The organism is Bradyrhizobium sp. CIR18, from assembly GCF_014198295.1.
Lineage (GTDB): Bacteria > Pseudomonadota > Alphaproteobacteria > Rhizobiales > Xanthobacteraceae > Bradyrhizobium.
Genome location: NZ_JACIHF010000001.1, coordinates 1,365,898 through 1,387,640, shown reverse-complemented (window position 1 = coordinate 1,387,640; position 21,743 = coordinate 1,365,898). Strand labels below are relative to the sequence as shown.

Genomic DNA, 21,743 nt, shown 5'->3' with positions numbered 1-21,743 from the left:
GTGGCCATCCTTCGAGACGGCCGCTACGCGGCCTCCTCAGGACGAGGTCCGTTACAAAGGAAACGCCATGATCGAATTCTTCTTCGACTGTTCCAGCCCCTGGACCTATCTCGCCTTCCACAACATCCAGCCGCTCGCCAGGGAACTCGGCGCCGAGATTGTCTGGAGACCGATCCTGGTCGGCGGCATCTTCAATACGGTCAATCCGAGCGTCTATGCGCAGCGCGAGACGCCGGTGCCGTTGAAGGCGCGCTACATGAAGAAGGATCTTCAGGACTGGGCGCGCTCGGCGGGCCTTGCGATCAAGATGCCGCCGACGGTGTTTCCGGTGAACAGCGTCAAGGCGATGCGCGGATGCATCTGGCTGGGTAAGGACATGGTGTCGTTCGCCACCGCAGTGTTCGAGGCCTATTGGGGCGGCGACAAGGACATCTCGCAGGACGCGGTGCTCGCGGAGATTTGCAAACGGGTCGGCATCGACGAGCCAAAATTCTTCGCCGGCATCGCCGAGCAGAGGATCAAGGATCAGCTCAAGGCGAATACGGAAGAGGTCGTCGCCCGCGGCGGCTTCGGCTCGCCGACGATCTTTGTCAACAAGACCGACATGTATTTCGGCAATGACCGCCTGCCGCTGATCCGCGAAGCGCTCAAGCGCAGCAAGGCGAGCGCGGCCTGATGGTGCGCGCCGTCGTCTGCCATGCGCTCGGCGCGCCCGAAACCTTGCGGCTGGAAGAGTTTCCGCCGCGCGCCCTGAACCCGGGCGAAGTGCGGGTCGCGATCCGTGCCGCCGGGCTGAATTTTCCTGATGTGCTGATGGCCGCCGGCCAATATCAGCTCAAGCCGGAGCTGCCGTTCACGCCCGGCATGGAAGCTGCCGGCGACGTGACCGAAGTGGGTGCGGAGGCGAAGGGCGCTGCCGTCGGCGACAAGGTCATCGTGAAGATGCGGCACGGCGCATTCACCGACGAGGCCATCGTCACGCCGTCGCAGCTCACCCCGATGCCGTCGACATTCGACTACGCCGAGGCTGCGACCTATCTTGCCGGCCATGGCACGGCCTATCACGCGCTGATCGATCGCGGCCGGGTCGAGCCGGGAGAGGTGCTGCTGGTGCATGGCGCCGGTGGCGGCACGGGATTGGCCGCCGTCGAGATCGGCAAGATGCTGGGCGCCACCGTGATCGCGACGGCGTCCAGCGACGAGAAGCTCGCCATCGCCAAGGCGCGCGGCGCCGATCATCTTATCCGCTATGACCGCGAGCCGTTTCGCGACGCCGTCAAGCGCATCACCGATGGTCGCGGCGCGGACATCGTGTTCGATCCCGTCGGCGGCCAGGTTTTCGAAGACTCGATGCGCTGTATCGCCTGGGGCGCGCGGCTCCTCGTAATCGGCTTCACCGGCGGCATCGGTTCGGCCAAGACCAACCTGCTGCTGATCAAGGGCGCCAGCGTGCTCGGCGTGCGTGCCGGCGAAGCGGTACGAAAGAATCCCGCACTTGGCGAGGTGCGCCTGAAAGCGCTCTTGCAATGGGCGGAGGAGGGCAAGCTGCGCCCTAACGTCTCACACCGCCTGCCACTGGAAGATTACGCGAAGGCCATGCGGCTCTTGATCGACCGCAAGGCGATCGGGCGTGTCGCGCTGATGATGGAGTGACGGTGCCGTAGGGTGGGCAAAGGCGCTCTTGCGCCGTGCCCACCATCTCTCTCGATTGCGAAAAGTGCGTGGGCACGCTTCCGCCGTCGCTCTTCGAGCTATGGCGGACAAGTCGCTTTGCCCACCCTACGAGAGCTACGAAGCTACTTGTATTCCCGCTCCGTCCACCACGGGAAATAGTCCGGCATGTCGCTGGACACCTTGTTCTTGAACTGCGCGGGGCGCTTCTCGAGGAACGACACCACGCCTTCCTTCACGTCGTCGGAGCGGCCGCGGGCGTAGATGCCGCGGCTGTCGACCTTGTGGGCTTCCATGGGATCGTCGGCGCCCATCATACGCCACATCATCTGCCGGATCAGCGCCACCGAGACCGGCGCGGTCTTCGCCGCGAACTCTTTTGCCAGAGCGCGGGCGGTGGGGAGGAGATCATCAGGGGGCACCACTCTGCTGACCAGGCGCCCCGCCAGCGCTTCCTGGGCCGGGAAGACGCGGCCCGAATAGCACCATTCCAGCGCCTGCGAGATGCCGACAATGCGTGGCAGGAACCAGCTCGACGCCGCCTCCGGCACGATGCCACGCTGGGAGAACACGAAGCCGAAGCGCGCGGCGTCCGAGGCAATGCGGATGTCCATCGCGAGCTGCATGGTGACGCCGATCCCGACCGCAGGACCGTTCACGGCGGCGATGACGGGCTTCAGGCACTTGAAAATGCGCAAGGTCACCTGGCCGCCGCCGTCGCGCACCTGCGGATCGCTGTAGTCGACCTTGCCGTCGGCGAAGCGCTTCACTGGCCCGCGTCGCGCATCGCGGTCGAACGTGTCGGCGCCCGACGACAGATCTGCGCCCGCGCAAAAGCCGCGGCCGGCGCCCGTCACGATGATGGCGCGGACGTTGTCGTCCTTGTCGGCGGCCTCGAACGCGTCGATCAGCTCTGCCTGCATCTGCGCGTTGAAGGCGTTGAGCTTGTCGGGCCGGTTCAGCGTGATGGTGAGGATCTGCTCGGCGACCTCGTATTTGATCGTCTCATACGCCATGGTGGTGGTTTCCTTCCTTTGTTCTTTCGCTGCGCAGATGGCACAGGGCTTGAGTTTTCTTTACCCTCCCCTGGAGGGGGAGGGTCGATCGCGCGCAGCGCGAGCGGGGTGGGGTGATCTCTCTTCTCGGGCACTGCTGGACGCGCAGAGACCGTCACCCCACCCCGTCTCACATTTCGCTGCGCTCAACGTGAGCCGACCCTCCCCCTCCAGGGAGGGTAAGCAAGAGGCTCCGCATGCTGCCTGTCCAAAGACTTCCGGGCTTGCGCTTAAAGGGCGCGCTTCCCGGAATGACGAGAACGTCTTACTTCGCCGGCGGCCTCGGCCAGGGCTTCTGCGGCCCGCGCAAACCTTCAAAAGCCTTGGCCATGCCGAGCACGCCGATATCGTCGAAGCGGCGGCCGACGATCTGCACGCCGATGGGAAAGCCCTTGGCGTCGAAGCCGCCGTTGATCGAGATGGCAGGGTTCTCCTACATATTCCATGGCACGGTATAGGCGATGTGCTCGAACGGTTTCATGGGGTCGTTGGTCGGCGAGGCCCAGTCCGCCGGATAGTTCACGTTCGGCGCGGTCGGCGAGATCACATAGTCGAGCTCGCAGAACAGCTTTGACGCCGCAGCCCGGATCGCCATGGTCTGATTGAAGCCGCGGATGACATCGAGGCCAGACAGCTTCGCGCCGGACTCGCCCCATTTGAAGATATAGGGCAGCACCTTGGCCTGTTCGGCCGGCGTCAGCTTGGCCAGATCATCCCACATCCGCGCGCGCCAGAAATTGTCGAGGCCGTCGAGCATCTCGCGCGTCAGGATGCCGTCGACCTCGGTCACGACGCTACCTGCGGATTCGAACGCTTTCGCCGCCTTCACCGCGACCTCGCGCACCGGCTTCTCCAGCGCCAGGCCGCAGCCGGGATCGAGCATCAGGCCGATGCGCAGTTTGCGCGGAGACTTCTCTGCTCCCTTCCAGTTCAGCGGCTCAGCGGGCAGGCTCATGCCGTCGCGCCGGTCGGGCTTTGCGATCACGCTCATCATCAGCGCGCAATCGTCGACCGTGCGGGTCATGGGGCCGGCGACGCGCCCGACATAGGTGGGGTCGATCGGCACGCGGCCGAAGCTCGGCTTCAGGCCGACGAGGCCGCACCAGCCCGCAGGCAGGCGAACCGAGCCGCCGATATCGGTGCCGAGATGCAGCGGACCATAGCCGGCCGCAGCAGCCGCGCCTGCGCCCGCGCTGGAGCCGCCAGGATTCTTCGAGAGGTCCCAGGGATTGCGCGCGAGTGCGTGGAAACTGGAGAGTCCGGACGACAGCATGCCGTAATCGGGCATCGTGGTCTTGGCGAAGATGACCGCGCCGGCCTCGCGCAGGCGGGCGGCGGGCGGGGCATCCTTCTCGGCCGGCACGAGCTTGACGCTGGCAGCCCCCAGCGGCACCGGTACGCCCTTGGTCGCGATGTTGTCCTTCACCGTGACCGGCACGCCGTCGAGCGCGCCGGATGGCTCACCGCCGGACCACCGCGCGGTCGAGGCCTTCGCGGCCTCGCGCGCGCCGTCGGGATCGAATGCATAGAGCGCCTTCAGATGCGGCTCCCACGCAGCGACATGCGCGAGCAAATCCTCCAGCACCTCGCTCGGCGAGAATTGCTTGGCGCGGTAGCCCGCGATCAGATCGACCCCGGACAGATCGTGCAGTGAGGTGACCGCTTCCTCAGGGCTCTTCTTATGCATTGCTAACCTACCGGCATACGGGTCTCGATGATGCGGGCGAACATGCTGGCGCCGATCGGCAGGATCTTGTCGTCGAGCACGAAGCCGGGATTGTGCACGGGCACGTTGCCATCATGGCCGACCCAGAAATAGGCGCCGGGAATCGTCTCCAGCATGTCGGCGAAATCCTCGCTGCCCATCTTGGGCTGGGCGCGGGTGATCACGTTGGCGGGGTCGACGATGGTGCGCGCGACCTCCTCGACCACCTTGGACTGCTCGACCTGGTTGACCAGCACGCCAAAGGTGTCGCGGATGTCGACGTCGATCACGCAACTATAGGCGCTTGCGATGCCGGCGCAGATGGTGCGGATGCGTTCGCTGACCAGGGTGCGAACTTCCTTCGAGAAGGTGCGGATGGTGCCGCAAAGATGCGCGTCGCCGGGAATGACGTTGTAGGCGGAGCCCGCGTGGATCTGGGTGATCGACACCACCGCGGCCTGCAGCGGCTCGACGTTGCGGCTGACGATGGTCTGGATCGCCTGCGCCAGCGTGGTCGCGATGATCACCGCGTCCTTGGAGCGCTCGGGCATCGCGCCATGCGCGCCATAGCCGGTGATCCGCAGGTCGAAGAAGTCGGCGCTGGCCATCGCCGGGCCGGGCAGGATCGCGATCTCGCCGTGGTTGAGGTCGGGCGCGTTGTGCAGGCCGTACAGCTCGTCGCAGGGGAATTTCTCGAACAGGCCGTCCTTGATCATCGCGCGGGCGCCGCCGAGGCCTTCCTCGGCCGGCTGGAAGATCAAATGCACGGTGCCGTCGAAGTTCTTGGTCTCGGCGAGATAGCGCGCGGTGCCGAGCAGCATGGTGGTGTGGCCGTCATGGCCGCAGCCGTGGAAGCGGCCGGGGATTTTCGAGCTCCATTTCAGATTGGTGTTCTCTTCCATCGGCAGCGCGTCCATGTCGGCGCGGAGGCCAATGCGCTTGCTGCCCGAACCCTTACCCTTGATCACGCCGATCACGCCGGTGCCGCCGAGACCGCGATGCACCTCGATGCCCCAGCTCTTCAGCTTGTCGGCGACGATGCCGGAGGTGCGCACTTCCTCGAATCCGATCTCGGGATGGGCGTGCAGGTCGCGGCGGATGGCGGTGAGCTCGTCGGCGTAACCGTCGATGCGGTCGATCGTGGGCATGGGCTTTGTCCAGTTAGCGTGAGGGAGGCGAGAAAACGGGGCCGTTCGGCTTGATGCGAATGCCCGGACGCAGGCGCGTCCAGGGCAGGGTGGCGGTGTCGGCCGGCATCGCGCCCGGTGCGGCGCAGATCATCAGCTTTTCCGCGATCGGCTCGAAATCGGCGCGGAAGTGCACCGAGCTCTTGTTGACCAGAATCTTCTGTTCGGTCGGCTCGATGCCGACATAGCGGTACATCGCCTGGTCGGCGAGCTGCGCCTTGTGCGAGGAGACGACGACGCGGACGTCGCCGATGCGCAAGCAAGCGGAGGGGCCCATCTCCATCTCGCGGCCGCCATAGTAAGGGCCGGGCGCGATGAAGCGGCCGTCGGAGAGCTTTTCGACCACGAAGGTCTCACGATAGGGCTCGTCGCCGGGGATGCCGGACTTGCCGCCGAGCGACAGAGTCACGGTGGCACCGACGCCGGCAACATGCGCGGCCTTGGCCGAGACCGGATCGTAGATCGCGCCGGTCGCGGCGCTCGCTCTGTTGCGCACCAGCGCACGCAGCATGCCCGTCGTATCGGAATCGCCGCCGGCGCCGGGATTGTCCTGGGTGTCGGCAATGATGATCGGCCTGCTCGCGCTCTTCGAAAGTTCCATCGCGTGGCGCACGCCGTCATCGGGCGACCAGATCTTGCCGTCGAAATCGTCCTCGTGGCTTTCGATCAGCTTGACGACCGCATCGGCGGCACGATCGGCATCGGCTTGCGTCCTGCCATAGGCGAACACGCTCGGCCCGCAATCGCGGAAATCGGCGGCGGGAAATCCGGGTGCGAAGGAAAGCGTCGGAACCGCATCGCTCTCCAGCCCGGCGAGCTGTTCGTAGATGCCTTTGGTCGGCTGGTCGTTGGTGCATTGCCAGCTGATCGGGATCAGGAACGGCAATTGCCGGAACGATTTGGCAAAGCGCTGCTTCGTGTTCAGCAGCAGCGCCAGATGCCGCGCGGAGGCGCGGCCGGTCTCGGCCATGTCGACATGCGGATAGGTGCGGTAGGCGATCAACGCGTCGGCATGTTCCATCATCTCGGGCGTGACGTTGGCATGGAGGTCGAGGCTGGTGACCAGCGGAACGTCCTTGCCGATGACGCGGCGCACGCGCGCCAGAATCTCGCCTTCGCCGTCGTCGAGATGCTCGGTCACCATGGCGCCGTGCAAATCGAGATAGACCGCATCGATCGGGCCGGCGGCTGCGATGCCGTCGACCATCACCTTCACGATGCGCTCGAAGGCATCCTTGGTGACATGCGCCGACGGGCTCGCACCGCAGGCGATCGTCGGAACAAGTTCCCAGCCATTCGCTTCGGCGCTGTCGACGAAGCCGGCAAGGCCGACATTGATGCGCCGCATCACCTTCAGCACATCCGCGCCTTCAGTCATCGCCGGCCAGCCGCCGCCATGCTGGAAGTCGGCGAAGGTCGCCTTGGTTGGGGCGAAGGTATTGGTCTCGTGCAGGAAGCCGCCGACGGCGATGCGTGTCATCAAATCAAGTCCAACATTGGAAGGTGCGCGACGTTAGCCTTGGCTCCGAGGAGAGGGCAAGGTGAGAGGCCATCGCGCCGCGCATAGGGTCAAGCTGTTTTGGGAATGCTGCGGAGGCGGTGCATGTTGTGAGCCGCTCTGCCAGCCAGACTCTCGCTGTCGTCCCTGCGAAAGCAGGGACCCATAACCCCAGGGAGGAGTTTGACGAAGGCCGGTCGTTCGGGACGAGCACCACCGGCAATCGACCGATCACGCGGTATGGGTCCCTGCTTTCGCAGGGACGACAGCGGAATTACAACGTCGCCCCCACGCCCTCTGCGACCGGCCGGAAGTTCGCAAAGTCCCAGTCGCGGCCGGGAGCGGCATCCAGCAGCGCCCTGGTGTAGGCCTCCTTCGGATGCGTCAGCACCTCGGCGGCCGGGCCTTGTTCGACGACACGGCCGCGCTGCATCACCACGACCTCGTCGCAGATCTGCGCTGCGACGCGCAAATCGTGGGTGATGAACAGGATCGCGATGCCGAGGCGCTTCTGGATCTCGTCGAAGAGTTCCAGCACCTGCGCCTGCACCGAGACGTCGAGCGCGGAGACGGCTTCGTCAGCGACCAGCACGTCCGGATCGAGCGCGAGCGCGCGGGCAATGGCGATGCGCTGGCGCTGGCCGCCGGAGAACTGATGCGGATAGCGTGAGACTGCATCGGCGGGCAGGCCGACCAGCTCGAGCAGCTCGCGGGCGCGCTTCATCGCATCCGGATGCGCGATGCCGTAATTGATCGGGCCCTCTGCAATGCTTTCGCCGACCGTGACGCGCGGGTTGAGCGAGCGGTAGGGATCCTGGAACACGATCTGGATCTTCTGCCGGTGCGGTTGCAGCAGGCGGCGCGAGATGCCAGCAATCTCTCGGCCGGCGAGGCGCACGCCGCCGGAGGTCGGATCGATCAGGCGGACGATGCAGCGCGCCACGGTCGACTTGCCCGAGCCGCTTTCGCCGACGATGCCGAGCGTGCGGCCCTTGCGCAGCGTCAGCGTCACCTTGTCGGCGGCGACGACCTCGCGGCCTTTGCCGAAGAAGGCACGCTCCTTGTAGACCTTGCTGAGGTCGTTGGCCTCGAGCACGACCGGCTCGCGGCTCTCCTCGCGCGGCGGCCGCGGCACCAGGCTCGGCACCGAGGAGAGCAGATTGCGGGTGTATTCCATGGTCGGATTGCGCAGCACGGCCTCGAGCGGGCCGGTCTCGACCAGCCGGCCCTGCCGCATCACGGCGACGCGGTCGGCGATCTCGGCGACCACGCCCATGTCGTGGGTGATGAACAGCACGGCCGTGCCGTGATCGCGCTGGAGCTCGCGGATCAGGGACAAAATCTGCTTCTGCGTGGTGACGTCGAGCGCGGTGGTCGGCTCGTCCGCGATCAAGAGCTTCGGCTCCAGCACCAGCGCCATCGCGATCATGATGCGCTGGCGCTGGCCGCCGGAGAGGCGGTGCGGGTAGGAGGCGAAGATGCGCTCGACCTGGGGCAGGTGGACCTGCTCCATCATGTCGAGGATGCGCTTCTTTCGCGCCTTGGCATCGAGATTGGTGTGGGCGCGCAGCACCTCGTCGATCTGGCGGCCGACCGGCACCACCGGATTGAGCGCGGTCATCGGCTCCTGGAAGATCATCGCCATCTGCGTGGCGCGGAGCTGGCGCAGGCGGCGGTCGGTCGCGGTGAGCAGCTCTTCGCCGACCAGCTTGATGCTGCCGGCGGTGGGAACCAGCGTGCCCTTCGGCAGCAGGCCCATCGTGGTCAGCGAGGTCACCGACTTGCCCGAGCCGCTTTCCCCGACGAGGCACAGCGTCTCGCGCTCGCGGACCTGGATCGAGATGCCGTCGATGATCTTTGGCCCGCCCGGCTTCTTGCCGACGGAGACGACGAGGTTGTTGATGTCGAGAACGGTGTTGGTCATCACTTGATCGGTCATCACTTGCCTTCCCGCTGCTTCATGCGCGGATCGAGTGCGTCGCGGGCGGCGTCGCCGATCAGATTGATGCTGAGGATGGCGATCGAGAGCAGCAGGCCCGGCCAGAAGATCAGCGATGGCTTGATCTGGAAGTACTGCCGGCCCTCGGCCATGATGTTGCCCCAGGTCGGCGTCTCCGGCGAGATGCCGGCGCCGAGGAAGGAGAGGATGGCCTCGGTGAGGATCGCGCTGGCGCAGATATAGGTGCCCTGGACGATCAGCGGCGCCACCGTGTTCGGCATCAGATGCCGCCACATGATCTTGGGCAGCGACGAGCCAACCGAGATCGCGGCTTCTACATAAGGCTCCTCGCGCGCCGACAGCACGACCGAGCGGACCAGGCGCGCCACGCGCGGAATCTCGGGGATGGTGATCGCGATCAGCACGGTCCAGAGGCTGGCGCCGGACAGTGACACCACGGCGATCGCAAGCAGGATGCTCGGCATCGCCATCAGGCCGTCCATGACCCGCATCAGCACGGCATCGACCAGCTTGAAGAAGCCGGAGACGAGGCCGATCGCAAGGCCGATGACGATCGACAGGATCGCCGAGCCGATGCCGATCAGCAGCGAGATGCGGCCGCCATAGACGACGCGCGACAACAGGTCACGACCATAGGCATCGGTGCCGAGCAGGAATTGCGCGGACGACGGCTTGAGCCGTTGCGACGGCGCGAGCTGGATCGGATCATGCGGCGCGATCAGCGGCGCCAGGATCGAGACCAGGATGATCAGCGCGAGCAGGACCGTCGCCGTGGCGATGATCGGCGTCGAGGTGAGGAAGCCGAAGCGCGGCCGCAGCGGCGACGTGATCGGAATGGAGGACTGGGGAAGGGTATCGACCGACATTCTATTCTTGTCCTTGCCTCAGTACCGGATCCGGGGATCGAGCAGGGTGTAGGCGACGTCGATGAGAAGATTGACGACGACATAGATCAGCGACGTCAGCAGGATCATCGCCTGGATCACCGGATAGTCGCGCGCTAGCACCGCATCCACGGTGAGGCGGCCGATGCCGGGGATGTTGAACACGCTCTCGGTGACGACGACGCCGGAGATCAGCAGCGCAAAGCCGGTGCCGATCACGGTGATGACGGGCACGGCGGCGTTGCGCAGCGCGTGGCGCATCATCACGGCGACCTCGTTGATGCCCTTGGCGCGCGCGGTGCGCACATAGTCCTCGCCGAGCACATCCAGCATCGCCGCGCGGGTCATGCGCGCGATCAGCGCGATGTAGATGAAGGAGAGCGCGCAGGTCGGCAGGATCATGCGCTCGAAGAACGGTCCGAAGCCGTTAAAGATGCTGCGGAAGCCCTGCACCGGCACCCACCGCAGTTCGATCGCGAAGACCTGGATCAGAATATAGCCGACCACGAACACCGGCACCGAGAAGCCGAGCACGGAAAGCCCCATCACGAAACGGTCGATCCAGGTGCCGTGCTTCCACGCGGCGATCACGCCGAGGGGAACCGCCACGATCACGGCGAGGATGATGGTGCACAGCGCGATCGAGATCGACGGCTCGACGCGCTGGCCGATCATCTTCATCACAGGCAGATTGGAGATCAGCGAGGTCCCGAGATCGCCGTGCAGCAGCTTGTTCACCCAGGTGACGAACTGCACGATCAAGGGCTCGTTGAGGCCGAGCGAGGTGCGGATGCGCTCGAGCCGTTCCGGCGTTGCATTGTCGCCGGCGAGGATCGCGGCGGGATCGCCGGGGGTGAGGCGGAGCAGGAGGAAGACGAACAGCGCGACGACGCCCATCACGGGCACGGCGGCGAAGATTCGGCGAAGGAGATATCCGAGCAAGTTGGATCCGTCAGATTAGAGTAAATCGGCGGCAGCGGTCGTAGTCTGTTCTGCCACCAGCCTAACATTTCAGCAATTCCCGTGCCATCAGGGCCACAGTTTTTGCAGTGCGGTCAGCTGTTTTGGCGACCCCTCTTCAAGGGGGCCAGCGGAGCGTGCCCGCCAGACGAAATATCTGCGGCGCGCCAGGCGCGCCCATCCAATCCGGTCACTCCAGCGTCGCAAGCAGCCCGGCCATCAGCCGGCCGCGCTCAACGAGACTCTCGACTTCGATATACTCCTCTAACGTGTGGCCATTGGCTCCGCGCACGCCCAGGCCGTCGAGCGTCGGGATTCCCATCGCACCGGTGAAGTTGCCATCGGAGCCGCCGCCGGAGCTCGCATGCGGCAGTTCGGCGCCAAGCGACTTGGCGATGCCGCGCGCCTTCTCATACAACGCCATCGTGCCGGCATCCGGCTCCCACACCGGACGCGTCACCCCGCGCGTCACCTTGAAGGAAACATCGTTGGTCGTGCCCGACAGCGCCAGCATCCGCTCGACGCCGCGATCGAGATCGGCCTGCCGCTTGGCCATGGAGAGCGCTTCGCCGGTGGCGGTCGTGGCAACGCAATTGACCCATTGCCCGCCATGCACGACGCCGACCGAGAAGGTGCAGTCCTCCGTCGTCATCGCGTCGATGGCGAGAATCTGCCGCGCCATCTCGCGGATCGCCGAGCGTCCCGCCGACAGCGTCGCGCCGGCGTGGCTCGGCCGGCCCGTCGCCTCGAGATTGAAGCGCGCGATGGCGTAACGTCCGGTGGTGACGCCGTTGTCGGCGCGGCCGGGCTCGGGCACCAGCACGTATTTGTTGCGGGCGGCTTCCGCCTCGATGATGTCGCGCGTCGAGGGCGTGCCCACTTCCTCGTCCGGCGTGAACAGCACGGTGATCGGCAGCGGCGTGGTGAACGATGCACGCGCCAGTTGCCGGATCGCTTCCAGCGAGAGGTAGTTGCCGCCCTTCATGTCATAGATGCCGGGGCCGTAGCACCGATTGCCCTCGCGCCGCCATTTCAGCTTCTCGATGGTACCGACCGGGTGGACGGTATCCATATGGCCGGCGATCAGGATGCCCGGCTCGCCCTGTTTCGGATGCGGAAAGCGCGCGCGGATCACGCCGCCGAACCCCTGGCGGCCGGCGATGCGCTCGATCGTCGCACCCATGATCGCCATATCCCGCGCTGCGATATCGAGCATGCGATTCACCGCATCAGCGTCCCAGGTCGGGCTTTCGCATTCGACCCAGCCGCGCAGACCCTGGAGCATCGCCTCGGAATCGAAAGGAAGATTGGCTGGATTCATCTCAATGTCTCTCAAGCTTCGAAAGATGGAATGCGCATTGCATTGGTGCGGGGCAGGACGAGTGGAGAGTGTTGTAGAGCCAAACCGATCCTTGTGGAGCCCGTGCCCGCGCCGCCAGGGCTTGCAGCGAAACCGGATTGACGCGCTCGGCACTGTCTGCAAGTCTCGAAAGATAAAGGCATTGCATGAGGTTAGTTCGCCCAAGGAACGAGCCCCATGCTTAACCAATAACCTGCCTTTGAACAGTTTCACGTCAGGAGAAACTTTTTATGTTCCACTTCATGCGCCGGGGGCCTCGCGCGTTTGCCTCCAAACTTGCGCTGTCTGTCGTTGCGCTTTCGACGGCGCTTGCCTCGCCAGTGCTTGCAGCCGGCAAGACCATTACGGCGGTGATGCATTCGGATCTGCGCATCATCGATCCGATCTTCACCACGGCCTACATCACGCGTGACCATGGCTACATGGTCTACGACACGCTGGTGGCTCCCGATTCGAGCTTCAAGATTCAGCCGCAGATGGCGGACTGGAAGATCTCCGACGACAAGCTCACCTACACCTTCACGCTGCGCGACGGCCTCAAATGGCATGACGGTGCGCCGGTGACGGCGGAAGATTGCGTCGCCTCGCTGAAGCGCTGGGCCGCGGTCGACGGCATGGGCCAGAAGCTCCTGGACTTCACCGCGAGCATCGAGGCGACCGACGCCAAGACCATCACGCTGAAGCTGAAGGAGCCCTACGGCCTCGTGCTCGATTCCATCGGCAAGCCGTCCTCGCGCGTCGCCTTCATGATGCCGAAGCGCCTCGCCGAGACGCCGCCGGACAAGCAGATCCCCGAGCAGATCGGCTCGGGCCCCTTCAAGTTCGTGGCGTCGGAATTCCAGCCCGGCGTCAAGGCGGTCTACGTCAAGAACACCGATTACGTGCCGCGCAAGGAGCCGGCGAGCTGGACCTCCGGCGGCAAGGTGGCGAAGGTCGACCGCGTCGAATGGATCACCATGCCGGACTCGCAGACCGCGGTGAACGCGCTGCAGTCGGGCGACATCGACTTCATGGAAAACCTGCCCTACGACATGCTGCCGGTGCTGGAGGCGAACAAGGAGATCACGATCGAGGTCTCGAACAAGTTCGGCTTTCAGACGCTCGGCCGGATGAACTTCCTCTATCCGCCGTTCGACAACGTGAAGGTGCGACGTGCAGCTCTTCTGGCGATGAACCAGAAGGACGTTCTCGACGCGCTGGTCGGCAATGCCAAGTACCAGAAGATCTGCGGCGCGTTCTTCGTTTGCGATACGCCGTTCGCGACCGAGGTCGGCGCCGAGACCCTGGTGAAGGGCAATGGCATGGCGGAGGCCAAGAAGGCGCTCGCCGAGTCGGGCTATGACGGCACCCCGGTCGTCATCATGGCGCCCGGCGACGTCACCACGCTCAAGGCCCAGCCCATCGTCGCGGCCCAGCTGCTGCGCGAAGCCGGCTTCAAGGTCGATCTGCAAGCGACCGATTGGCAGACGGTGGTGAGCCGCCGTGCCAGTCAGAAGCCGCCGAAGGAGGGTGGCTGGAACATGTTCTTCACCAACTGGGTCGCGGCCGACGTCTCCAACCCGATCGCCAATCTCTCGATCGGCGGCCAGGGCAAGAAGGGCGGCTGGTTCGGCTGGGCGGAAAGCGCCAAGATCGAGCAGCTCAAGGACGCGTTCGTCCGCGCGCCGTCGATCGACGAGCAGAAGAAGATCGCCGCCGACATCCAGAAGGAAGCCTATGAGCAGGTGATCTACATCCCGCTGGGGCAATATCTGCTCCCGAGCGGCTGGCGCAAATCGCTGACCGGCGTGCTCGACGGCCCGGCGACGCCGCTGTTCTGGAACGTCGACAAGTCGGAGTAAGGGGAGCCGAATTCACGTAGCCTTCGTCGTCTTCACCACGCGGCGCCGCTGTCATCAGCGGCGCCGTTGTCTTTTGTGGTCTTGCGTCGGCGGAAAAGCGTTGCGGCTTTTAACCTTTCCAGTTTCCGGTCATTGCTATTTGTTTCAATCTTGAAATAGATGCGTCGTCCTTACGCGTCATTTTCCCTCCTCAACCTGATTCCCGTGCCGATCGATTTTGCATTCCAGGCGATGGCCGAACGGTCCGATCGCGCGCCGGCGCGTTGGCGGCGGCCTTTCCTGCATTGGCTCGATGGCGTCGAGGCGGGCTGGGCCGTTCCGCTCCTCATCGGCTGTTTCGTCGCGATCTGGACGCTCTATCTGGCGATCGCCTATGCCGGCGGCGGCCTGCACCCTGATACGCTCGAGGCCTGGATGCTGGGGCAGCATTTCGCCTGGGGCTATCACAAGCATCCGCCCTTGACCGGCTGGATCGCCGCCAGCTGGACCTCTGTCTTCCCGCTCAGCGATTGGTCGTTGCAATTGATGGCGATGGCCAATGCCGGGCTTGCGCTGATCTTCGTCGACCGGATCGCGCGGCAATTCGTGTCCGGGCACAAGCGCATCCTGGTGCTTTTGCTGCTGATGCTGACGCCGGTCTATCAATTCCATGCCCAGCGCTTCAATGCCAATTCGGTGCTGCTGGCGGTCTGGCCGCTGGCGACCTGGTGCTTCCTGCGCGCATTCGAGACGCGCGCCCCGCTGTGGGCGGTCGCAATGGGATGCACGACGGCGCTGGCGATGGTCGGCAAATATTATTCGGTCTTTCTCGTCACGAGCTTCGCGTTTGCCGCGCTGGCGCACCCGGCGCGGCGCGCTTATTTCACCTCCGCTTCGCCCTGGATCTCGGTCGTCGTCGGGCTCGCGGCGCTGTCACCTCACGTCTATTGGCTCGCGACAACGGGCGCGTCGACCTTCACCTACGCACTGGCGCACACAGGCGGCAACGCTGCGACCTCACTCGGCGAGGCGAGAAACTTTCTCCTTGGGCTGGCGGCGGCGATGAGCATGTCGGCCGTGTTCTGGGTGCTCGTTGCAGGAACGCGCTTGAAGCAGTTTTCGGCGGACTTCGCCGCAATGAGCCCGGGCCTGCGGCTTTTGTTCTACGTCACGATGGGTACGATCGTGCTGCCGGTGGGGACGTCGCTCGCGATGGGCACCGATCTGCCGTCGCTATGGGCGTTGCAGGGGCTGTTCCTGTTCACCGTTCTCGTGGTCTGCGGGACGAGCTACCCGATCGAGCGCTTCTACACGGTCAACATCACCGTGATCGTGGCCGGCGTCGCGCTCGCGGCCGTCCTGATCGCCGCGCCGATCCATGCCGTCTATCGCAACGATCACGGGTATGAGGAGGGCCGGAATCTTTACGCCCAGGCGGCCAGTGAATTGACGCGCGAGTGGCGCGAGCAGACCGGTGTGCCGCTGAGCGCGGTGAGTGGTGATGGTTCGCTGGCCTTCGCCACCGCTTTCTACAGCCCGGACCATCCACGTCATGCGGCGCCCTTCGAGTACGACCAGACATTGGGCTTGCCGCGCAAGACGTCGCTCGACCGCGGCTGGGCCGCGCTGTGTTTCCGCGACCAGGATACTTGCACCCGGTGGATGGCGTGGGCGTCCTCGCAGACCGGACACTTCGTCAGGCGCGAGTTCACCGTGCGGGCCACCCTGAGGGGGCGGCCCGGTCTCTCGCGGGAGGTAGTCGCTCTGATCGTGCGGCCCCGGGGAATGCGGATGATACCCAAGAGCGCTGCGGATGATTTCAGCGCCAGCAGGCGCGGTTCGGAATAGGCTCTGCGCTCAACAATGACTGTCGCGGACCTGCTCAAGACCCTCGCTCGCCAAAGGCGTCGTCAACGTGGCGTGCTCTGCGCTCGGCTCCGAATGTTCCGTCTTCCGCCGTTCGACGTCGCGGCGATCTTCCCGGTGTTCCGGTTCCATTGAATGTGACCTCTCGAATTGCTGCAGGACAACATCGAGCGGATCGGGAAGTTCCTTAAGTGATGGGACGATGATGCGGCTTGAATAGCCGGCCCTTTTCCACCACCAGCACGATCGCGAGCGCAGCGAGCGTCGACAGGAAGAAGCCGATCGAGAACGGCAGCAGCGTGCCGTCGAAACTCTGTCCGATCGCCATGCCGACCACGATTCCGATCAGCGTCGTGATCGAGCCGTAGAGCGAGGAGGCGGTGCCGGCGATGTGGCCCTGCGGCTCCATCGCGAGCGCGGTGAAGTTGGCAACCATCATGCCGAACGAGAACATCATCAGAGCCGAGAGCACCATGAACAGGGTGAGCGGCAGGACGCCGAGTATTTCCGTCAGCAGCATCACGGCAGCGACGATTGTGTAGAGCGTCAGCGCGCCATGCGAGATCACGCGCATGCCGAGCCGCCCGACCAGCCTCGCATTGAGGAAGCCGGCGACGGCCGTGCCGGCTGCAATCGCGGCGAAGGCGAGTGGGAAGTAATGGCCGAGGTGATAGATGCCGGTGAAGACCTGCTGGGCGCAGAAGACAAAGGCAAAGAGCGCGCCGATGACGCTGCCGGCGGCCGTGGCATAGCCGATGGTCTGGCGATTGGTCACGGTCTGCCGAAACGCCGAGAGCACGTCGGCGGGCGCCAGGGACCGGCGCCCGGATTCAGGAAGGGTTTCCGGCAGCCGCAGCACGCACCAGGCGAGCGCGAGCAGGCCGTAGAGCATCAGCACGACGAAGATGCCGCGCCACGCCGTCACCAGCAGCACCGCCTGTCCGAACGAGGGAGCGATCACGGGCACCGCGATGAACACCATCATGGCAAGCGACATCACGCTCGCCATGCGGCGGCCGACATAGCAGTCGCGCACGATCGAGGTCGCGATCACGCGTGTTGCCGAGGTGCCGAGCCCCTGCAGCGCGCGCGCCAGCAGCAGCGTCTCGAACGAGGGCGCCGCGACCGCCAGCACGCTCGCCACCGCATAGACCGCCATGCCGCCGAGCAGCACTGGCCGGCGGCCGAAGCGGTCCGACAAGGGACCCATCACGAACTGGCCGGCGCCGAAACCGATCAGGAAGGTCGACAGCACCAGCTGCAGATGGTTGGCGACGGGAATGTTGAAGGCTGTCCCGATATTGGGCAGCGCGGGCAGCATCATGTCCATCGCAAGCGGATTCAGCGCCATGATGGACGCGATCACGATGACGAATTCTGGAAATCCCATCGGGCGGTGTCCTGCGGACACCCAATCGTCGGCATTGACGTCAGACAAGAAGCTCACCTCTGAAATTGAGCGACTTTATCCATCGCCCATGCTGCGTTGCACAACCCATGTTTCGGGATGGCTGGCAGGCGGAGGAGGGGCGGACAAGAATTGGTGAGGGGAACCCCCGCGCGAGCCGAACGTGGGTCCTGCTATGGCCCGGAAACCTGTGATTCACCATCCCTCCCTAAAGATCGGCGTCGGGCGAGGCAGGTGGGGCCCGGCGGGATGAAACGGAAACGCCTCCTGTCCACTGTGGCGGCCGATGGATGAGGCGCTGCGCTGGCGCCGAGAGAAACCAGGCCAAACAAGGTATCCGATTGTGTCTGATGTCACCGGTACGGCACGATGGTTGGAGCCTTCGGCCGACATGGCTTCGAGGCGTAACCTCTGGCTTGCCTGCCTGATCGCACTGACCGCGCTCTTGGTGTTCGGCAATCTCGCCAGCGACGTCGGGCTCGATGTGAAATATGGCTGGGACACCCGCGTCAATTGCGCGGCGGTGGATGCCTATGTCGGCGGACTCGATCCCTATTTCGTCAAGAACCTGAAGGGCACCAAGCTCTCGTACCCCTATCTGCCGGTGACGCTGGACGCCTTTCGTCCTTTTTGCGCGGACGGCATTCTGGTCGCTCACTACAAAACCATCTTTCCCGTGCTGGCCGTGCTCTGCGGCCTCATCTTGCCAGGTTTTGGCCGAACGCGCCCGAGCGCTCGCGACGTCGGGCTCAGGGTGCTCTGCGCGCTCGGCGCATTCGTCGGTTTCGAATGGGTGCAGGCGTCGGGCAATTTCGCGATCCTGAGCGGCGTGCTGACCGCGATCGCGCTGAGGCTCCTGCTTTCTCCGCCCGCATCCGGAGCGGCAGAGGACCGCAGCTTTCCGTCGCGCCTCGCCGGCGCCGCGCTGCTCGGCCTCGTGATGTCGTTCAAGCTGGTGTTCGTTCCCGTGCTGGCCGCGCTGTATTTCCTGCCGCTGCCGCGCAGCCGCAAGCTGACGCTGATCGCGATGGCTGTGTTCAGCTTCGCCTTGCCGATCCTGATATCGTGGCTGGCGTACCCCGATCTGTTCGCGAGCTGGCAGCTTGCGGTGGCCGGAAAGATTCCGGACCAGCACCTCGTCGAGCTGTTCGAGAGCAATCCGTCCCTGCTACTGCTGGCGCGGGATCTGATGGGCCATGTGGGCCTGATCGACAGCAAACCGGCGATCTTCGCAACCTATGCGTTCGCTGCGACCGCACTGGTGCTCGTGCCGTTCGTCCTGTCCGTCCTGCGCTTGATCGGGAGCCGGCCGGCGCACGAAGGAGATTCGCTTCTTGCGCGACTGGATCGCTGGCTGATGGATCACCCCCGTGCAGCAATGCGCATCACGGTGCTGGCCATGTTTGCGCTCTATCTCAGCTCGCCGCGCCTCAAGGAATATGCCTTCTTCGAGCTCGCGCTCTATGCCGCGATCCTGCTGGTCGATCTTCCGGCCAGGGCACTCGCCGCCGCGCTCACCGTCGGTCTCCTGATGCCCTCATTGATCTTCGTGACGGGGAGTTCCTCCGAGGACAATTCCATTCAGCTCTTCAGCGCGCTGATGTTCTTCTGGGTCCTGCTGCTCGACGTCCGTCATGCGGGCCGGGTGCCGGACACGGTCCAGCTATAGCCGTGGCGGTGGTAGAGCCTGACATCCCCGAATCCGCCATCCGACAGCAGCGCCTCCGCTTCGGCGCGCGTGTAGTATTTCGCGTAGGCGGGATTGAGCTGGTCGTAGATGGTCAAGCGGCGAACGCTGCGCGGAAACTTTGCCAGCACCGAACGCATGTAGGACCGCATCGGTAGCGGCATTATCCGGCACAGACCGATATAGGCCGTCAGCGCCCATTCCAGACCATGCGACAGCACCACCAGCAGCCGGTGCGGCAGCAGCACGGTGAGCTTGCGCAGCGGGATCGCGAGCGACAGATAGGTCTCGTTGCCTTCGTAGCCGTAGAGCCAGACGAGGCAGCGTCCGCCGGGGCGCAATGCATCATAGGCCGCGCGAACCACCGGCGCCGGTTCGGGGATGTGATGCAGCACCCCCATCGAAACCACATAGTCGAGCCCGAGATCGGGCGGCAAGCGGTCGCCGGGCACCTGCAAATAGTCGATGCGTTCCGCGCGGGCCGCCGTGTTGTCCTTCAGGACCAGCATGGCCTCGGAGGGTTCGACCGCGACGACACGATCCGCCCCGGCATCGAGCAGCATGTTGACGATGCGCCCCGTGCCGCTCCCGATATCGGCGATGCGCTTGCCCTTGACCTCGTCGAGGGAAAGCAGCGGACCGAACAGATCGGCAAGCAGGTCCGCCGAGCCGTAATAGCCGGGGTTTTCGCGGAACGCGGTCCATTGCTCGCCGAAATCGTTGATCGTCTGGTCCTTCAGGTCCGGCATGTGCCGCTCCCTACGCTCGGCGCGGCGAGGGGGCCGCAAGCCCCGTCAACCAGACGCCCAGGGTTAGGATCGGCCACAGCGCGAACGCATTGTCGCTCCTGGCCTCGCGATGCGCAGTCCACAGCAGCCGGATCGCCTCCGGTTTCAGGAAGGGCGCAAAAACGTCGGCCTCGCGGCCGAGTACCCGGTCGCAGATCGGCCGCAGCCCACCGCGCCGCATCAGTTGCGCGATCGGCACGTTGAAGCCGCGCTTGCGCGACCATGCGGCTTCTCCCGGCATGCCCAGGCGCTCGGCGAGTTTGCGCAACACATATTTCGGTGCGCCCCTGGGCCAGGGATTGAGCAGCGAGACATCGAGGCTGCCGGCGAGGTCCATGACCCGTCGATCGAGGATCGGCACGCGCACTTCGAGACCATGCGCCATGCTCATGGCATCGACCTTGGTGAGGACGCTTTGCAGATGGAAGCGCTGGTCGGCGATCAGCGCCCGATCCAGCACGTTGTCATGCGGCTCCGAATAATATTCGGCGTATTCCGCGAACGGATCGGCCGATGCAAGATCGGCCATGGCGCGGTCATAGATCCTCTCAGCGAGGAAGCGGGGAACGAGCCGCCGCCATTGCAGATGCGGGCTGTTGCCGGCTTCGCCCAACCCGAGTGCGAAGCGGGCGAGTTGCGCCGCTGCCGGAAGCCGCTTCTCGTTGCCGCGCACCGACGCATAGGCGAGGCGTCCGGTCAGGCCGGCAAGGCCGCGCGGAACGACGTGGCGCGCGCGCTCCGCCATCATGGTCGCGGCATAGGTTTCATATCCGGCGAAGAATTCGTCGCCGCCGTCTCCGGACAGGACCACGGTGGAATGCCGGCGGACCGCGCCAGCCAGATGATAGAAGCCGAGCGCGCCCGTGTCGGCGCATTGGCCGTCGAAATGATAGACCACCGCCCGCAGGGCCGCCTCGGCATCCTCGCCCGCTTCCCCGTCGATGACGTTGAGCGACAGGCCGGCGGCGGTGGCGATCTGCTGCGCCACGGCAGTTTCATCATGGCTTTTCTCGGTGAAGCCTGCCGTGAACAGCGGCGGCTTCAATCCGAGCCGGCCGAGCGTGAGGCTGATCAGCGAACTGTCGATGCCGCCGCTCTGCAGCACGGCGAGTGGCACATCGCTCACCATCTGGCTCTTGACCACGGTCTCGATCGTCGATTGCAGCCGGACAACGGCTTCGTCGAGGTCGCGGATCGCAGGCGCGCGCACCGGCCGCCAGAACCGTCGCTCGGTTCGCTCGCGCTCGGTGAATCCGATCATCGTGCCGGGCGGGAGCTGCTTGATGTCCTCGTACAGGGTCGTTTGCGTCCCCGGATGGCCCGCGGCGAGATAGGTGTGCAGGGCCACGGGATCGATCCGCGCGGCGACATCTCGGCCCGCGGTAAGCCCCTTGATTTCGCTTGCGAACAGGACGCGGCTGCCGTTCGCGGAATAATAGAGCGGCTTGATCCCGATGCCGTCGCGGGCCAGGATCAAGCGGCGCTCCTGCCGATCCCACAGGCCGATCGCGAAAAAGCCCTCCAGGCGTTCGAACATGGCCTCACCCCAAGCGAGATAGGCGTAGGGGAGGATCTCGGTGTCGCAGGTGCTGCGAAAGCGGACGCCGAACGATCGCTCGAGCTCGCTGCGCAACTCGTGATCGTTGTAGATCTCTCCGTTGTAGGTGACGACGATGCGCTCCGACGCATCGAGCATCGGCTGGCGTCCGGCATCGGAGAGATCGCGGATGGCGAGCCGGCGGTGGGCGAGGCCGACAGGGCCGTCCAGCCAGGTGCTTTCGCCATCCGGCCCGCGATGGACCAACGCTGCCGACATCGCCGCAACCGCGCGGCCGTCGGCGGGCCGACCGTCACGATGAAAGATGCCCGCTATGCCGCACATCGCGTTCCCTTG

At 65.0% G+C, this 21,743-nt stretch carries 15 protein-coding genes and 1 pseudogene; 5 read left to right on the top strand and 11 right to left on the bottom strand.

Annotated features, from left to right (window positions below):
- Positions 1 to 67: 67 nt before the first annotated feature.
- Both GGD65_RS06835 and GGD65_RS06830 read left to right on the top strand, forming a co-directional pair.
- Positions 68 to 676, top strand: a complete 609-nt coding sequence (locus GGD65_RS06835; RefSeq protein WP_183234722.1) for a 2-hydroxychromene-2-carboxylate isomerase — start codon at positions 68 to 70, stop codon at positions 674 to 676.
- Positions 676 to 1,653: an NADPH:quinone oxidoreductase family protein gene (locus GGD65_RS06830; protein WP_183234721.1), complete on the top strand. Its 978-nt coding sequence runs from the start codon at positions 676 to 678 to the stop codon at positions 1,651 to 1,653. The genes GGD65_RS06835 and GGD65_RS06830 overlap by 1 nt, the downstream gene beginning before the upstream one ends.
- Before the next feature lie 143 nt (positions 1,654 to 1,796).
- Here the strand turns inward: GGD65_RS06830 and GGD65_RS06825 are convergent, their stop codons facing one another.
- From GGD65_RS06825 to GGD65_RS06790, 8 genes and pseudogenes are all read right to left on the bottom strand, one after another.
- The gene (locus tag GGD65_RS06825; RefSeq protein ID WP_183234720.1) at positions 1,797 to 2,687 is read right to left on the bottom strand and encodes a crotonase/enoyl-CoA hydratase family protein; all 891 of its coding nucleotides are present in this window, start codon (positions 2,685 to 2,687) and stop codon (positions 1,797 to 1,799) included.
- 304 nt (positions 2,688 to 2,991) lie between these two features.
- Positions 2,992 to 4,413, bottom strand: a pseudogene (locus GGD65_RS06820) (amidase).
- A gap of 2 nt (positions 4,414 to 4,415) precedes the next feature.
- Positions 4,416 to 5,579 (bottom strand): M20 aminoacylase family protein, encoded by a 1,164-nt coding sequence (locus GGD65_RS06815; RefSeq protein ID WP_183234719.1) that lies wholly within the window; start codon positions 5,577 to 5,579, stop codon positions 4,416 to 4,418.
- A gap of 13 nt (positions 5,580 to 5,592) precedes the next feature.
- A complete protein-coding gene (locus GGD65_RS06810; RefSeq protein ID WP_183234718.1) occupies positions 5,593 to 7,098 on the bottom strand; it encodes a M81 family metallopeptidase in 1,506 nt (501 codons plus the stop codon).
- Positions 7,099 to 7,390: 292 nt separating this feature from the next.
- Positions 7,391 to 9,040 carry an ABC transporter ATP-binding protein gene (locus GGD65_RS06805; protein ID WP_183234970.1) on the bottom strand — a complete coding sequence of 550 codons (1,650 nt, stop codon included), beginning with the start codon at positions 9,038 to 9,040 and terminating at the stop codon, positions 7,391 to 7,393.
- A 14-nt stretch (positions 9,041 to 9,054) separates the two neighbouring features.
- Positions 9,055 to 9,942 carry an ABC transporter permease gene (locus GGD65_RS06800; RefSeq protein ID WP_018322083.1) on the bottom strand — a complete coding sequence of 296 codons (888 nt, stop codon included), beginning with the start codon at positions 9,940 to 9,942 and terminating at the stop codon, positions 9,055 to 9,057.
- A gap of 18 nt (positions 9,943 to 9,960) precedes the next feature.
- Positions 9,961 to 10,902, bottom strand: coding sequence for an ABC transporter permease (locus tag GGD65_RS06795; RefSeq protein WP_179734267.1), 942 nt, complete (start codon positions 10,900 to 10,902; stop codon positions 9,961 to 9,963).
- 208 nt (positions 10,903 to 11,110) lie between these two features.
- Positions 11,111 to 12,241, bottom strand: a complete 1,131-nt coding sequence (locus tag GGD65_RS06790; RefSeq protein ID WP_179734269.1) for a M20/M25/M40 family metallo-hydrolase — start codon at positions 12,239 to 12,241, stop codon at positions 11,111 to 11,113.
- 269 nt (positions 12,242 to 12,510) lie between these two features.
- Between GGD65_RS06790 and GGD65_RS06785 the strand changes: the two genes are divergently transcribed.
- On the top strand, positions 12,511 to 14,121 hold the full coding sequence (locus GGD65_RS06785) for an ABC transporter substrate-binding protein (RefSeq protein WP_018322086.1): 1,611 nt from the start codon (positions 12,511 to 12,513) through the stop codon (positions 14,119 to 14,121).
- A 159-nt stretch (positions 14,122 to 14,280) separates the two neighbouring features.
- Complete coding sequence (locus GGD65_RS06780) at positions 14,281 to 15,948, top strand: glycosyltransferase family 39 protein (RefSeq protein ID WP_183234717.1); 1,668 nt, start codon at positions 14,281 to 14,283, stop codon at positions 15,946 to 15,948.
- A 205-nt stretch (positions 15,949 to 16,153) separates the two neighbouring features.
- Here the strand turns inward: GGD65_RS06780 and GGD65_RS06775 are convergent, their stop codons facing one another.
- Complete coding sequence (locus tag GGD65_RS06775) at positions 16,154 to 17,404, bottom strand: multidrug effflux MFS transporter (RefSeq protein WP_092259200.1); 1,251 nt, start codon at positions 17,402 to 17,404, stop codon at positions 16,154 to 16,156.
- A gap of 361 nt (positions 17,405 to 17,765) precedes the next feature.
- Here GGD65_RS06775 and GGD65_RS06770 point away from each other — a divergent pair, with 361 nt between their 5' ends.
- The gene (locus GGD65_RS06770) at positions 17,766 to 19,043 is read left to right on the top strand and encodes a hypothetical protein (RefSeq protein WP_246783201.1); all 1,278 of its coding nucleotides are present in this window, start codon (positions 17,766 to 17,768) and stop codon (positions 19,041 to 19,043) included.
- Here GGD65_RS06770 and GGD65_RS06765 read toward each other — a convergent pair.
- Both GGD65_RS06765 and asnB read right to left on the bottom strand, forming a co-directional pair.
- A complete protein-coding gene (locus tag GGD65_RS06765; protein WP_183234715.1) occupies positions 19,007 to 19,810 on the bottom strand; it encodes a class I SAM-dependent methyltransferase in 804 nt (267 codons plus the stop codon). The two genes, GGD65_RS06770 and GGD65_RS06765, sit on opposite strands and share 37 nt — an antisense overlap.
- Before the next feature lie 10 nt (positions 19,811 to 19,820).
- Positions 19,821 to 21,731: an asparagine synthase (glutamine-hydrolyzing) gene (asnB, locus tag GGD65_RS06760; protein WP_183234714.1), complete on the bottom strand. Its 1,911-nt coding sequence runs from the start codon at positions 21,729 to 21,731 to the stop codon at positions 19,821 to 19,823.
- Positions 21,732 to 21,743: the final 12 nt, after the last annotated feature.

Excerpts from the sequence above, each read along its gene's own strand:
- GGD65_RS06835 (WP_183234722.1), top strand. The coding sequence starts at position 68 with ATGATCGAATTCTTCTTCGACTGTTCCAGCCCCTGGACCTATCTCGCC.
- GGD65_RS06830 (WP_183234721.1), top strand. The coding sequence starts at position 676 with ATGGTGCGCGCCGTCGTCTGCCATGCGCTCGGCGCGCCCGAAACCTTG.
- GGD65_RS06825 (WP_183234720.1), bottom strand. The coding sequence starts at position 2,687 with ATGGCGTATGAGACGATCAAATACGAGGTCGCCGAGCAGATCCTCACC.
- GGD65_RS06815 (WP_183234719.1), bottom strand. The coding sequence starts at position 5,579 with ATGCCCACGATCGACCGCATCGACGGTTACGCCGACGAGCTCACCGCC.
- GGD65_RS06810 (WP_183234718.1), bottom strand. The coding sequence starts at position 7,098 with ATGACACGCATCGCCGTCGGCGGCTTCCTGCACGAGACCAATACCTTC.
- GGD65_RS06805 (WP_183234970.1), bottom strand. The coding sequence starts at position 9,040 with ATGACCAACACCGTTCTCGACATCAACAACCTCGTCGTCTCCGTCGGC.
- GGD65_RS06800 (WP_018322083.1), bottom strand. The coding sequence starts at position 9,942 with ATGTCGGTCGATACCCTTCCCCAGTCCTCCATTCCGATCACGTCGCCG.
- GGD65_RS06790 (WP_179734269.1), bottom strand. The coding sequence starts at position 12,241 with ATGAATCCAGCCAATCTTCCTTTCGATTCCGAGGCGATGCTCCAGGGT.
- GGD65_RS06785 (WP_018322086.1), top strand. The coding sequence starts at position 12,511 with ATGTTCCACTTCATGCGCCGGGGGCCTCGCGCGTTTGCCTCCAAACTT.
- GGD65_RS06780 (WP_183234717.1), top strand. The coding sequence starts at position 14,281 with ATGCGTCGTCCTTACGCGTCATTTTCCCTCCTCAACCTGATTCCCGTG.
- GGD65_RS06770 (WP_246783201.1), top strand. The coding sequence starts at position 17,766 with ATGGCTTCGAGGCGTAACCTCTGGCTTGCCTGCCTGATCGCACTGACC.
- GGD65_RS06765 (WP_183234715.1), bottom strand. The coding sequence starts at position 19,810 with ATGCCGGACCTGAAGGACCAGACGATCAACGATTTCGGCGAGCAATGG.
- asnB (WP_183234714.1), bottom strand. The coding sequence starts at position 21,731 with ATGTGCGGCATAGCGGGCATCTTTCATCGTGACGGTCGGCCCGCCGAC.